At 71.6% G+C, this 12,715-nt stretch carries 11 protein-coding genes; 5 read left to right on the top strand and 6 right to left on the bottom strand.

Features of this window, described 5'->3' with window-relative positions:
* Positions 1–15 precede the first annotated feature (15 nt).
* Complete coding sequence (locus tag OG257_RS00915) at positions 16–633, bottom strand: hypothetical protein (RefSeq protein ID WP_329204075.1); 618 nt, start codon at positions 631–633, stop codon at positions 16–18.
* 339 nt (positions 634–972) lie between these two features.
* On the opposite strand from OG257_RS00915, the gene OG257_RS00910 reads away from it, so the two are divergent.
* Entirely contained in the window at positions 973–1,545 is a 573-nt protein-coding gene (locus OG257_RS00910; protein ID WP_329204074.1) for a 3'-5' exonuclease, read from the top strand.
* A 239-nt stretch (positions 1,546–1,784) separates the two neighbouring features.
* Here OG257_RS00910 and OG257_RS00905 read toward each other — a convergent pair whose 3' ends face one another.
* Positions 1,785–2,618, bottom strand: coding sequence for an SDR family oxidoreductase (locus tag OG257_RS00905; RefSeq protein WP_329204073.1), 834 nt, complete (start codon positions 2,616–2,618; stop codon positions 1,785–1,787).
* A gap of 468 nt (positions 2,619–3,086) precedes the next feature.
* On the opposite strand from OG257_RS00905, the gene OG257_RS00900 reads away from it, so the two are divergent.
* From OG257_RS00900 to OG257_RS00885, 4 genes are read left to right on the top strand one after another with little or no spacing between them, the layout of a single operon-like run.
* Positions 3,087–4,310 (top strand): polyprenyl synthetase family protein, encoded by a 1,224-nt coding sequence (locus tag OG257_RS00900; RefSeq protein ID WP_329204072.1) that lies wholly within the window; start codon positions 3,087–3,089, stop codon positions 4,308–4,310.
* Entirely contained in the window at positions 4,307–5,839 is a 1,533-nt protein-coding gene (crtI, locus tag OG257_RS00895) for a phytoene desaturase family protein (protein ID WP_329204071.1), read from the top strand. Before OG257_RS00900 ends, crtI begins: the two co-directional genes overlap by 4 nt.
* The gene (locus OG257_RS00890) at positions 5,839–6,825 is read left to right on the top strand and encodes a phytoene/squalene synthase family protein (RefSeq protein ID WP_329204070.1); all 987 of its coding nucleotides are present in this window, start codon (positions 5,839–5,841) and stop codon (positions 6,823–6,825) included. Before crtI ends, OG257_RS00890 begins: the two co-directional genes overlap by 1 nt.
* The gene (locus OG257_RS00885) at positions 6,822–7,829 is read left to right on the top strand and encodes a DUF5914 domain-containing protein (RefSeq protein WP_329204069.1); all 1,008 of its coding nucleotides are present in this window, start codon (positions 6,822–6,824) and stop codon (positions 7,827–7,829) included. The genes OG257_RS00890 and OG257_RS00885 overlap by 4 nt, the downstream gene beginning before the upstream one ends.
* A 3-nt stretch (positions 7,830–7,832) precedes the next feature.
* Here the strand turns inward: OG257_RS00885 and OG257_RS00880 are convergent, their stop codons facing one another.
* Genes OG257_RS00880 through OG257_RS00865 form a run of 4 tightly spaced genes read right to left on the bottom strand, consistent with a single transcriptional unit; the run spans position 7,833 to position 12,593 of the window.
* Positions 7,833–9,395, bottom strand: coding sequence for an FAD-dependent oxidoreductase (locus tag OG257_RS00880; protein ID WP_329204068.1), 1,563 nt, complete (start codon positions 9,393–9,395; stop codon positions 7,833–7,835).
* Positions 9,392–10,126: a class I SAM-dependent methyltransferase gene (locus OG257_RS00875; RefSeq protein WP_329204067.1), complete on the bottom strand. Its 735-nt coding sequence runs from the start codon at positions 10,124–10,126 to the stop codon at positions 9,392–9,394. The genes OG257_RS00880 and OG257_RS00875 overlap by 4 nt, the downstream gene beginning before the upstream one ends.
* Entirely contained in the window at positions 10,123–11,331 is a 1,209-nt protein-coding gene (locus OG257_RS00870; RefSeq protein WP_329204066.1) for a lycopene cyclase family protein, read from the bottom strand. Before OG257_RS00870 ends, OG257_RS00875 begins: the two co-directional genes overlap by 4 nt.
* Positions 11,328–12,593, bottom strand: coding sequence for an NAD(P)/FAD-dependent oxidoreductase (locus OG257_RS00865; RefSeq protein ID WP_329204065.1), 1,266 nt, complete (start codon positions 12,591–12,593; stop codon positions 11,328–11,330). The genes OG257_RS00870 and OG257_RS00865 overlap by 4 nt, the downstream gene beginning before the upstream one ends.
* Positions 12,594–12,715 lie beyond the last annotated feature (122 nt).

Raw genomic sequence — 12,715 nt, 5'->3', positions numbered from 1 at the left:
ACCCCGCCACGGGGGCTACTGTGAGTAGTAGGCCTTGATGCTTACCGCGGGACCGCCGGAATGGCGTTCCACTGCGGCTTTCGCCTTTCCGGTCACATCGAGCACCGCAGTACCGCTTGCCGGCACCTCCGTCAGGCCACCTACCGGTGTGACCTCGACGGCTTGCTGGGTCTCACCTTCGTCCGGCTGATCCCACAGGATGTAGACGACCCGTACGAACACCGGGAAGTCGTTGTCGTTGGTGATCTCCACTTTGGAGAAGCGCTCGAACCTGCTGATCTCGGCGCCGTCCGCATCCAGCGCTTGAGTCGTGACGCTCAAGTCACCCTGCCCCGAGGAAAGACGGGTGAGGGCCACGCTCTTCACCGTCACTCGGACGTCTGCCACATCAGGCACACCAGAACCGGAGAACCTCAGTACATCGAAGTACTGCCCCTGCGGCACCACCAGATTGCCGCGATCACTGCCGTACACCGTGCTCACCTTGACGTCCGGCAGGACTCGGCGCTTCTTGTCCAGCGCACTGAAGGACAACACCGGGACAAGCGAGCCTGCTGACGCGTTCTGGATGACCATCATCTGGTTGATCGTCTCGTCCTCGCCGGAGTCCCCCACGTAGCGGAAGGACAGCATCTTCGAGAGGCCCCCATACGCCGGTCCGACACCCGCGCTGCTCTCTCGTGGTTCCACCGCGGGCCGCTCCCCGCATCCGCACAGCAGAGCCACGCCCATACTCATCACCGCACCGGCGGCGACAAGTCCTTGCCGTACTACTCTCACGACCTCAATCCCTCCCCGTTGCAATGTCGCCAGAGAGTACCGGGTGCCACGCCGCCGAACGCCGGTTCGACGTCATCGTGATGATCTACCGTCACAGGCCGGCCTGCTCGACGAGTGAACGGGGCTTCGCATGGGCTTGGTTGCCGTAGAAATCAGGGGGACCGGTAGGCCCCTTCCTTCATACTCGTTCGCATGGAGTGTGCTGGGGGACTGTTGAACGTCATCGATGTTGAGGCGACGTGCTGGGAGGGTGAGCCGCCGCCCGGTGCGGTCAGCGAGATCATTGAGATCGGGCTGACGGTTGTTGACCTCGGCAGGAATGAGCGTGTCGGACGGCATCGCATTCTGGTGCGGCCCGTGCGGTCGGCCGTCAGCTCCTTCTGTACTGAACTGACCGGGCTGGGTCAGGCCGAAGTGGATACAGGCATGAGTTTCGGCGAAGCCTGTCGACTGCTGGCGGCCGACCACCAGGCCGGGGTGCGTCCGTGGGCGAGCTGGGGTGACTACGACCGTCACCAGTTCACGCGTCAGTGCCAGGCCACCGACACCGCGTACCCGTTCGGACGTCGGCACGCCAATGCCAAGGCAGTCTTTACCGAGGCCCATGGATTGCGAAAGCGCCCCGGAATGGCCCAGGCCCTGGCGATTGCCGGACTACCGCTGGAAGGGCGTCACCACTGCGGCGAGGACGACGCATGGAACATTGCAGGTCTGATCCTCGACCTGGCTGGCCGTGATACCTGGCCCGAGGTCACAGCCCGTTGACGTCGGTGGATCGGCATGGTCGTGTTCTTGCCCCGTGAACGCTCAAAGGCACCGGCGGCGGACCGGAAGGGGAAGGCATCCGCTACCTCGGTCGCTGCCGACGGCCGCAAATCGGCTGAACTCCTCGAAGCCCTCACCGACGGGCGCAAGGCCTCCAAGCCCGGGCACCAGCAACTGAGTGTGGCTTCGATGTTGGCGAGGTCAGGGACCCATGAACGGGCTCAGGACCGGGCGGCGGCTCAGCGGAAGGCGGAGGCATTGTCCGAGGCCCACTGCTGAAACGTCCTGGCCGGGGCTCCGGTGATCTGGGAAACGGTGTCACGCACCATGAGCAGCTCGTCGTTGACGTCGCCACCTGTCAGGTCCAGCACCGCGTCAGCGGCCTCGTTGCCGAGGAAGGCAGCCATCTGGCGATGGGCTGCCTGCCGGCTGATCTCGGCGAACGGCACGTTCCGCCCCAGTGCTGTCGCGATGGCCCCGACCTGCTGCCGGGCCGTGACCCTCTCCGGACCAGTCAGTGCGTACGTCCGCTCCTGGTGGCCGGACTCGGTCAGTGCCACCCGGGCCACCGATGCGATGTCCGCCGGGTGGATCGTGGGGAGACCGATGTCCGCATAGGGCACGCGCACCGTTTCGTGCCCGCGGATCGTTCCCGCCCACCACAGGGCATTCGAGGCGAACTGTGTCGGCCGCAGGATCGTCCACGTCATGCCGCTGCCCTGCAGCAGCTGCTCGACAGCAAGGTTCTCACCGGCGGGGCCCAGATGCGGGTGGGTCTGGACGGTAATGGATGAGACCAGCACTACGTGTTCCACACCTGCTCGTCGGGCCGCCTCGATGATCTCGGCGTCAGACCCCATGCGTGACACGAGGAACAGCGATCGGACTCCGTTCAATGCGGGCTTCAGTGAGGCTGTGTCGGCGAAGTCACCCGCAACGGCTTCAACCCCTTCCGGGAACGCGGCCCGTGCAATGTCACGGGTGAGCCCTCTCAGCGGACCGGCTCCGGCCGCCTGGAGTTCTTGCAAGAGGGCGCTTCCAATATTTCCGGTGGCTCCGGTCACGAGGATCATGAAGTGTTCTCCTGTCATCGGGCGCTGATCAACGCGACGTGACAGTAGGACCTCAATCAAGCTTCAGGTCAAGGCGGCATTGCCGAGCACCGCGAGTCAGGCGCGTTCATCCCCGTGCGTTCCTGCGTTCCCGGCAGGCGGCCGACATCGAACACCTCTGTCGCAGAGCGGGAAGCCGAACCTCTCGCCGTGCTGGAGGCCAGCCGCCGGCTGCCCGGTGCCCTGAAGCAGCGTTGCAATCGCACCGGTCCAGAGGGGCGGACGGTGAGGATCTGTTCGGCACGGCCGACGGTCCGTCACCGTCGTGCAGGCGTGTGCAGGGCTGTCCTGATCGGATTCCGCGCCGTCCGGGTGAACTTCGCTCCGACCGGGCCGTGCGCCGGGCAGGCATAGGGGCATCCGCGATCTTCGCGGCCGGAAGAAACCGGTGGACGTACCAGGCGGACAACCGAGCGAAAGGGGCATTCCATGCTCGGTCCACGGGCCACGCGGACAGGGGTCGGCGGAGGGACGGGCCCCCACCCGGGACCCGGCGCAGGCACCGGCACCCGGGCGGACTCCGGCGGGGACACGGGCCCCCAGGCGGGCCGAGAGCAGGGCCCGCACACAGCCGGGGAGGCGGCCTTGCCCGTCGACGCCGTCCTTGCTGAGTATCTGCAGGCCAGGCTGCGGGAGGCCCGGCGGGTGGACGCGGTGTTCGCCGAGGAAGTGGCCTCCCGGGTCGCCGCGTTCGTCCTGCACGGCGGCAAGCGGCTGCGGACGGCTTTCGTCCGGTGCGGGTGGCTGGCCGCCGGGGGAACCGGCGACCCCGGGGCACCGCTGCGCATCGGTGCCGCCCTGGAACTGCTGCAGGCCTGCGCACTGGTGCACGACGACGTGATGGACGAATCGCCGGTACGCCGGGGCGCGCCCGCCGTGCACGCGGACTTCGCACACACGCACCGGGCGGCCCACATGCGCGGTTCCGCCGCGTCCTACTCGGCCACCGCCGCGGTGCTCGCCGGAGACCTGGCCCTGGCCTGGGCCGACGATCTGCTCACCGAGACCGCACTGGACTCCCCGTACGGCGAGGAGCTGCACAAGGAGTGGCAGGCGATGCGCTGCGAGATGGTCGCAGGGCAGTACCTGGACATGCGGGCGCAGGCGACCGGGTCCGCCGACCCCGCCCAGGCCAGGAACATCGCGACCCTCAAGAGCGCGCTCTACACCGTGGAGCGGCCGCTCGCCCTCGGCGCGTCCCTGGCCGGGGCCGATGCCCGTGCCCTCGACCAGCTGCGGTCCGCCGGACGGTGCGCGGGACTCGCCTTCCAGCTCCGCGACGACCTGCTGGGCGCGTTCGGGGACCCGGCCGTCACGGGGAAGCCCGCGGCAGAGGACCTGCGGGCACGCAAGCTCACCTACCTCCTCGCGGTCGCTCTCCGGCTCGCCGCCGAATCGGGCGACACGGAGGCCCTGGCCGTACTCGGCCCCGAGGACGCCGCGTCCGGCGGAGGAACGGTCGAGCGGATGCGCGCCGCTCTGGAACGTACGGGCGCGCGGGCTGTGGTGGAGCAGGAGATCGCCGGCCTCGCGGAGTCGAGCCTGCGCCACTTCGCGGCTGTCGGAGCGGATGCCCGTGCCCGGCGGGAGTTCGCCGCGTTGGTGGCCAGGGCCGTGGGCACCGCCCGTGTCCGGAACGGGGAGGGCGAATGAAGACGATCCCCGCCCCCACCGACCACGTGGTCGTGGTCGGCGCCGGCCTGTCCGGCCTCGCCGCCGCCCTTCACCTGCTCGGCGCGGGCCGCCGGGTGACCGTCGTCGAACGGGACGCGGGGCCGGGAGGCCGTGCGGGACGGCTGGAACTCGGCGGCTACCGGGTCGACACCGGCCCCACCGTGCTGACCATGCCGCACCTGGCCGACGAGGCCTTCGCCGCAGTCGGGGACAGTCTCCGCAGCCGGGTGGAGCTGGTTCCGCTGCACCCGGCCTACCGTGCCCGCTTCGCGGACGGCAGCGCGCTGGACGTCCACACGGACGGTGACGCCATGGAGGCCGAGGTACGGCGCTTCGCCGGGGCTGCGGAGGCCGCGGGGTACCGCCGGCTGCGCAGTTGGCTGGAGAAGCTGTACCAGGCACAGATGCGCCGCTTCATCGACACCAACTTCGACTCGCCCTTCCGGCTTCTGCACCCGGACCTGGCACGGCTGGCGGTCCTGGGGGGCTTCGGCCGACTCGATCCGCAGATCGGAAGGTTCCTCTCGGACCCACGACTGCGCCGGGTGTTCTCCTTCCAGGCGCTGTACGCGGGAGTCACCCCGGCCCGAGCCCTCGCCGCCTACGCCGTCATCGCCTACATGGACACGGTCGCGGGCGTCTGGTTCCCGAAGGGAGGCATGTACGCACTGCCCCGGGCAATGGCGGACGCCGCCGCCGACGCGGGAGGGGAGTTCCGTTGGTCGGCCGAGGTGACCGGGCTGGAGAAGGCGGCCGGCCGGGTTCGGGCCGTACTGCTGGCGTCGGGCGAGCGCATCCCCTGCGACGCTCTCGTCCTGACTCCTGATCTCCCCGTCGCCCACCGGCTGCTGGGCCGCGCGCCGCGACGTCCCGTGCCTCTGCGCCACGCGCCGTCGGCCGTGATCCTGCACGCCGGCACGGACCGTACCTGGCCGGAACTGGCGCACCATACCCTCTCCTTCGGCGCCGCCTGGGAAAGCACGTTCGACGAACTCACCCGGAGCGGGCGGGTGATGAGCGACCCGTCGCTGCTCATCACCCGCCCGACGACGCACGACGCCTCACTGGCGCCGGAGGGCAGACACCTGCACTACGTGCTGGCCCCGTGTCCCAACACCACGACGGGCCCGTCGGCGGGCACCTGGCGCGGCCTGGGGCCGCGCTACCGGGACAGTCTGCTGGCCGAGCTGGAGCGTCGGGGGCTCGAAGGCTTCGAGGCATCCATGGACCGGGAGCTGCTGGTCACTCCGGTGGACTGGACGGCTCAGGGCCATGCGGCGGGCACCCCGTTCTCCGTGTCGCACACCTTCGCGCAGACCGGCCCCTTCCGGCCACGCAACCTCGTGCGCGGCTACGACAACGTCGTCCTCGCCGGCTGCGGCACCACACCCGGGGTGGGCGTGCCGACCGTACTCGTGAGCGGCAAGCTCGCAGCCGCCCGCATCACGGGGCATCCCCTGGCGACGGGCGTGCGCCGTCGCTCTCCCGTCCTCGAAGGGCAGAGCTGATGAGCCGTCGTGAACTGGATGCCGCAGGGATCATCGGGCCTGCTCTGCGCGCCGCCTACGCCCGGTGCCGGGCGCTCAACGCGCAGCACGGGCGGACGTACTTCCTGGCCACCCGGCTGCTGCCGGTCGAACGGCGCTGCGCCGTGCACGCGCTGTACGGCTTCGCCCGGTGGGCCGACGACATCGTGGACGACCTGGACCGCAGGCAGCCCCCCGAGGAACGCGACCGCCTGCTGCGTCTGCTGGAGAGCGACCTCGCCCACGGACTGCGTACAGGAGCCGGAGAGGAGCCCGTCGTCAGGGCCGTCGCGGACACCGCCGGGCGCTACGCCATCAACCACGGCCTGTTCACGGACTTCCTGGCATCCATGCGCAGCGACCTGACGGTCACCGACTATCGGACGTACGCCGATCTGCGTGCCTACATGCACGGTTCGGCAGCGGTGATCGGGCTTCAGATGCTGCCGGTGCTCGGAACGGTCGTGGCCCGTGAGGAGGCGGCTCCGCACGCGGCGGCTCTCGGTGTGGCCTTCCAGCTGACCAACTTCCTCCGGGATGTGGGCGAGGACCTGGACCGCGGCCGCGTCTACCTGCCGGCGGACCTCCTCGCCGCTCATGGCGTGGAGCGGCCCCTGCTGGAGTGGAGCCGTCGCACCGGGCGCCACGACCGGCGCATCCGTGCCGCGTTGGTAGAAGCCGACGCGATGATCCGCACCGTGTACCAGGAGGCGGAACCGGGCATCGCCATGCTGGAGCCGCGGGTAAGGCCCTGCATCCGCACGGCGTTCGTCCTGTACCGGGGGATCCTCGACGCGGTCGCCGATGACGACTACCGGGTGCTGCACCGTCGTGCCGTGGTGCCGCTTCGGCGACGGGCCGCCACCGCTGCGGGCGGGCTCGCGCGGGTCCTGCGCGCACGGGTGCGGTCCCGGCCGCCCGTCGCGGCGCCGGGCGCGGTCGCGGGAGCGGAGGGCTCCCTGCGATGAACAGCCCGCGCCGCCGGACGACGTGGACGTCACCGCTGCGGGTGCGGCGCGCCCCCCGCTGGGAGCGGCAGACACCGACCTGGCGCGAGGCGAGACCCGCCGTGATCGCCGGAGCACTGAAGCGCGCCACCGCCCGCCCGTCGGGCAACTGGTACGTCGTCGGAGCCTCCCGGGAGATCGGGGCGCGAAACCGCCCGTACGGCCGGACGATCGCCGGGGTGGAAGTCGTCCTGTGGCGGTCGGAGAACGGAGCCCTGCGCGCCGGCCCGGGGGAGTGCCCCCATCTGGGAGCCCCGCTGCGCGACAGCCGGGTGGTCTGCGGCACGCTGATGTGCCACTGGCACGGTCTGGCCCTGGACGGCGGGCCGTTCGCCGGGTGGGAGCCGTATCCGGTGTACGACGACGGGGTCCTGGCCTGGGTGAGGCTGGATGCGGCCGGGGGCGAGACCCCGCTGGAGCGCCCGGTCGTACCGGTGAGGCCGGTGCCGGTGAACGCGTTGGACGCGGTGTTCACGGTGGAGGGCCGGTGTGAACCCGAGGACGTGGTCGCCAACCGGCTCGACCCCTGGCACGGTTCCTGGTTCCACCCGTACGCCTTCGTCGGCCTCAAGGTGGCGGACACTCCCGAGGACGGCGGCAACGACGCGTTCGCCGTCGATGTCGCGTTCAAAGTCGCAGGCCGGCTGGCGGTGCCGGTGCGAGCGGTGTTCACGGCACCCGAACCGCGCACGGTCGTCATGCACATCATTGACGGCGAGGGCGCCGGATCGGTGGTGGAGACCCATGCCACGCCACTCACCGCGCCCGGCGCCACGAACCCGCGGACGGCGGTGGTCGAGGCCGTCGTCGCGGCCTCGGACCGGCGGGGCTTCGCCCTGGCGCGCGCCGCCGCGCCCGTACTCCGGCCGCTCATGCGCCGGACGGCGGGCCGCCTCTGGCGTGACGACCTGGCGTACGCCGAGCGCCGCTGGTCGCTGCGGAGCACCGGACGCTTCCCCGGCTGAGCGTCAGTGCCGCGCGGCCAGAACCGCGAGGGCGCGCAGTGCCCGGGAGCGCCCGGTGCGCGGGACGGTCCAGAGCACCTGCCCCCGGATGCCCCAGTCGGCGAGGAGCGCGTTGGCGGCCAGGAAACCCGAGGTCGCGGCACGCTCCATCAGGGCGACGGGGAGGCCGGTGCGGACCAGGTCGCCCGCCAGCACGACGCGAGGATGAGGCGTCCGCACGGTCGGCCGGCGGTGGTAGCCGCCCACGGAGTGGACGGGGCAGTCGGCGCGCCATTCGTGGCGGGCGTCGACGACTTCGGCGTCCGCCGTCTCGGGATAGACCTCGCGCAGACGGTCGAGCATCCGACGCTGGACCTCCTTCTGCTCGGCGCCCTCGTCGACGGCGTAAGCGTGCAGTTCGACCACGGAGCCGCCCGTCCGCGCGGCCCAGCGGGCGGATTCGCCCTCCCAGCGGTCGAGGACGCTGACGTTGTCGAGTCCGTCGAAGCCACTGGTGCCGAGGAACCCCGCACGGTCCTCGCGCACGGGGCGGTCGAGCCACAGCCGGGACACGAGGAACGGGGGCGCCGTCCGCAGGGCTGCGATGTCCGCGCGCCAGGACGCGTCCCCCATCTGCTCGGAGGCGCCGACGACATGGCGCAGGCCGCGCGTGTCCAGGGCGAGGACCACGGCCTGGTGGCGGTCGGCCGCCCCGTCGGTCTCCACGGTCAGGTCTCCGTCGGCGGCCGGGCGGACCCGGTGTACCGGCGCACCGGTGCGCACCTCGGCGCCGAGCTGCCGCAGGTAGCCGCCCAGCGGTTCCCAGAGAGCCTGCGGGAACGGCTCGCGCGGCACGTCGAAGAGGAGGCCCTCGGACGATCCGAGGAAGTAGATGTGGAACATCAGCAGCAGTTCGGCTGCGGACAGTTCGCGCGGGTCGGCGAAGAAGCTGCGGGAGAACACCTCGAAGGCCAGGTGGTGGGCCGCTTCGGGGAAGTTGATCCGGTGCAGGAAGTCTTCGGCGCTGACCCCGTCGAACCGCTCGTACACCTCGGGGACCCGCACATCGAGCAGGGGCAGGGCCTCGCGCGGGTTCATCGCCGCGAGGTCGCGCCAGCCGAACGACGGGCTGAGCGCGACGAATCCGAGCGCGCTCCACGGCGGGGTCCTCGGCACGCGGGCGAAACTGTCCGCGAGGCCGTTGCGGTGCCGGAGCGGGTAGTCCGGCAGCGGGGTGAGCGCCGAGAGCCCGGGATCCGTGCGACGCAGCAGTCCGCGCAGGTTGTAGTACTGGCGGAAGAAGGCGTGAAAGCCGCGGCTCATCGTCGCCCCGGACCCGTCGGCCAGGCGGACGGGCCACCCGGCGAGGCGCCCGCCGAGGCTCTCCCCCTGTTCGTAGAGAGTCACGCGGACACCGCGTTCGGCGAGTGCGGTCGCCGCCGCGAGGCCGGCGATACCGCCGCCGATCACCGCGGCCGAAGGCGCGTCTCCGGTGAAGCGCGCGCGTCCCGGATTCGGCAAGAGAACCTCCGCCCGGCGGTCGCGTCCGTGCCGGGCCGCGTCGGGGCGGCGCCCGCGGGCACTCACGACGCCTCGGGCGCGGTGGATTCCACGCCGCTCCGGGCGAGGAACACGTGGACGATTCCCGTCTGCCAGCCGCCGACGGGAACGGTCCGCACGAAGGGGAATCCGGCCCCGGCGATCCGCTGTGCGAAGACAGGTGCCGTGTCGAACTCGAGGACGCTGCGCCACAGATGGCGGTAGAGCTCGCGGTCGCCGGTCAGCGTGCCCGCCGGGACGATGACACCCCGGCAGACCGTGTTCCACACCGCCCGGTGCACGGGTGAGCCGCTGAGGCTGTACTCGTGGACCAGCAGACGGCCGCCGGGACGCAGGAGGGCGCGCACGGCTTCGAGGACCTCGCCGGGTTCGGCGACGTTGCGAAAGAGGTAGGCGGCGAAGACGGCGTCGTACGAGCCGTCGTCGTCGGTGGTGGCGAGCTCCTCCGCGGACCGGTGCAGGAAGCGGACGTTCCGGGGCCAGCGTTTCGCGCGCGCCTGCTCCAGCATGCCGGCGGAGGCGTCGACCGCCGTGATCCGTGCATAGGGGGCCGCCCGCAGGAGCGCCCGCGTGGACGCACCCGTTCCACAGCCGAGATCCAGCACCCGCAGTCCCCTACCGCCGCGCGGGAGCCGCAGGCGGTGCGCCGAGCGGAGGAGGTCGGAGCGGTAGCCCGGATTCAAGGCGGTGAGCCGGTCGTACGTGAGTGACGCGTGATCGAAGGCGCGTGCCAGGTCGTGGTCCCGCAGGAGGGTCATCGAGGGCTCTCTTCGGATCGGCCGGTGGTCCGGCGGGCGAGAAAGGGGAGTTCGACCGCGGTGTGGAGCATCGGGCCCACGGGCGTACGCAGGCCGATCCCGAACTCCTCCCACGGCGTGCTCCCGCCGTCGAGGAACCGCAGCAGACGCTCCATGGGGATGCGGCGGAAGAGGTCGGTGAAGAAGCGCGGACCGTCCACTCGCCCGGTGTCGAGGGCCCGGAGCAGCACGGCGTCCATGGCGAGAGCCCGTCGGCCGTGCGGTGGCGGCACATCCGGGCGGTCGCGGCGCAGTGCGGTGGCGATGGCCCGGCTCTGGCGCTGTACGGCGGCGAACGTATAGCCGGTCGCCGGGCGGGTGGCGCCCCCGGCGGCCCCGATACGGAAGACGGAGCGGCCGGTCCTGCGGGGGAAACGCGCGTCGGTCATGGGGATGACGCCCTGCTCGGCCGACTCCACGGCGAACCGGCTGAGCCGCAGGACGTCCCCGGTGTACTGCCGCAGGGCCGCTTCGTATGCGGCCGTCGTGAGGGGGGCACGGGAGAACTCCGTGTACTCCACCAGCGCCCGGTCCGGTGCGAGCGGCAGCACGTAGCCGAACGCGAGCCCATGGCGGGGCTGTGGCACCCGGAAGTCCATGAGGTCCGCCACTTCGGGCTCGAAGCAGGGGACGGTGGTGCGCACGAACCAGCCCCGGAAGTGCTGCAGCAGCAAGGTCCGGTGGGCAGGCGTGGCTCGCACCGGCCGGGAGTCGAAGACGTATCTGCCGCGCAGGGTGAGCGGTTGGCCGCCTGCAGTCGTGCAGCGCACCTCGGCGCCGTACGGTGCGTCGCGCACCTCGTGGGCGGTGGCGCGCAGGACGCGGGCCGCCGGGGACGCCGCGAGGCGGGCGTGAACCAGCTGTTCGAAGGGGCCCGAGCGCACCATGCGGTAACGCAGTGGCGCGGGCTCGGACTCGACGACGCAGCCGTCCGGCCCTCGCACCCGCAGCCGCTGCCAGGAAGCGACGACGGCCTCCTCGAACTCGCCGGTGCCCGCCTCCCAGTAGCACCAGGTGCGCTCCGCAGGGCGCAGCGGCCCGTCGGGGGCCTCGACCAGCGTCACTCCCGTGCCGGTTCTCGTGAGCCAGTGGGCCAGGCACAGTCCGGCGGCACCACCGCCCACGACGACGGCGTCGTCCACCCGGCCCTGAACGCGCCCGGTCACGTCCGCGGGGTCCGCGCCTCTGCCCGGTCGGCCAGCACCTCACGTGCCGCCCTGCTGCCGGAGGCCAACGCACCCTGCACCGACCCGGTGGCCCGGTGGTCCCCACAGACGTAACGTCCCCGTGCGAAACGGGTCGTACGGCTCAGCGGCCAAGGAGGCCGCATGGCGGGCAGGGCGCCCTCCACGGTGTAGGTGGCGACCGTGTCCCAGGTGCTCGTGTCCGTGTCGTACAGCTCGGCCAGCCGCCCGCGGACCGTCTTGTCGCCCCCGGGCGGGCCCGCGCCGAGGACCGAGGTCGACACCAGAGCCGTGCCCGGGGGAGCGTAGGTGGGTGCGACCTCGGTGAGGACACAGCTGTTCAGGACGGCCAGGCCGCTGTCCACGACCAGCGTCGGTTCGGACAGCGGTGACCGGTCGGCCGCGTGGTAGTACGTCGTCACAGTACGGGTGTCCGGGACCGGCAGGCCGGGCAGCAGGCGGGCGGCCGTGGCGGAATCGGTGGCCACGACGACGGAGGCGGCCTGCCGCTCTCTGCCGTCGGCCAGGAGCACCCCGGAGTCCGTGACCTCGGCGACGGCCGACTCCAGGTGGACGGCTCCTTCCGGCAGCCCGGCGGCGAGCTGTGACGGCACGGCGCCGATGCCGTACGCGGGCAGACAGAGCGTGCCGCGCGCCATGCTCCGCCAGACCAGGTGCATGAATCGCGCGGAGGTCTCCAGCCCTTCCTCCAGGAACACCCCGGACAGGAACGGCCGCATGATGTCCTCGACCGCGCGCGGCGACAGGCCGGCGCGGACCAGCGCCTCCGACGCGGTGCGGTCGCGCAAACGGCCCAGGCGCTTCGCGGGAAGCAGGACGTCACGGGCGGTGAGCGCGGCGAGAGCGGCGAGGTCACGGGCCGGGAGCACACGTCCCGGCAGCAGCTGGGCCGCGTCCCCCGGCCGACGGGTCGGGTCGGTGACCCGCACCCGCCCGGAGGACGTCCGGGCGATGAGACCGGGGGTGAACGGCCGCAGGCGCAGTGCGCGGAGGTCGAGACGCTTCTTCACCTGGGGGTAGGACGTGTTGAAGACCTGGAAGCCACGGTCCAGCAGGAAGCCGTCCTTGCGGTCGGTGCGCATGCGGCCGCCCACGCCGTCGGACGCCTCCAGCAATTCGACGCGGAGGCCGGAGCCGATGAGGTCGAGTGCGCAGGCCAGTCCCGCAAGGCCGGCGCCTACGACGACGGCGTCCGGTGGCGGCGGGTGCTGTCGGTTCGTCATCGGTGTCCTTCGGCTTGGTCCCCGAACGGCTGACGGGGTGTCAACCCGATCACGTTCCGGGCTCCGAAGCGAGCAGCCGCCACGGGAATCGCCTCTTCGTGTGACCCGTGTGCCTGCCCGGA

Origin of the sequence: Streptomyces sp. NBC_00683, assembly GCF_036226745.1 — a bacterium.
GTDB lineage: Bacteria > Actinomycetota > Actinomycetes > Streptomycetales > Streptomycetaceae > Streptomyces.
Note: the sequence above shows the minus strand (reverse complement) of the source record. Positions and strands in the feature narration are given on the sequence as shown.

Coding starts and splice junctions, on each gene's coding strand:
- OG257_RS00915 (WP_329204075.1), bottom strand. CDS start 633: ATGCTGTCCTTCCGCTACGTGGGGGACTCCGGCGAGGACGAGACGATC.
- OG257_RS00910 (WP_329204074.1), top strand. CDS start 973: ATGGAGTGTGCTGGGGGACTGTTGAACGTCATCGATGTTGAGGCGACG.
- OG257_RS00905 (WP_329204073.1), bottom strand. CDS start 2,618: ATGATCCTCGTGACCGGAGCCACCGGAAATATTGGAAGCGCCCTCTTG.
- OG257_RS00900 (WP_329204072.1), top strand. CDS start 3,087: ATGCTCGGTCCACGGGCCACGCGGACAGGGGTCGGCGGAGGGACGGGC.
- crtI (WP_329204071.1), top strand. CDS start 4,307: ATGAAGACGATCCCCGCCCCCACCGACCACGTGGTCGTGGTCGGCGCC.
- OG257_RS00890 (WP_329204070.1), top strand. CDS start 5,839: ATGAGCCGTCGTGAACTGGATGCCGCAGGGATCATCGGGCCTGCTCTG.
- OG257_RS00885 (WP_329204069.1), top strand. CDS start 6,822: ATGAACAGCCCGCGCCGCCGGACGACGTGGACGTCACCGCTGCGGGTG.
- OG257_RS00875 (WP_329204067.1), bottom strand. CDS start 10,126: ATGACCCTCCTGCGGGACCACGACCTGGCACGCGCCTTCGATCACGCG.
- OG257_RS00865 (WP_329204065.1), bottom strand. CDS start 12,593: ATGACGAACCGACAGCACCCGCCGCCACCGGACGCCGTCGTCGTAGGC.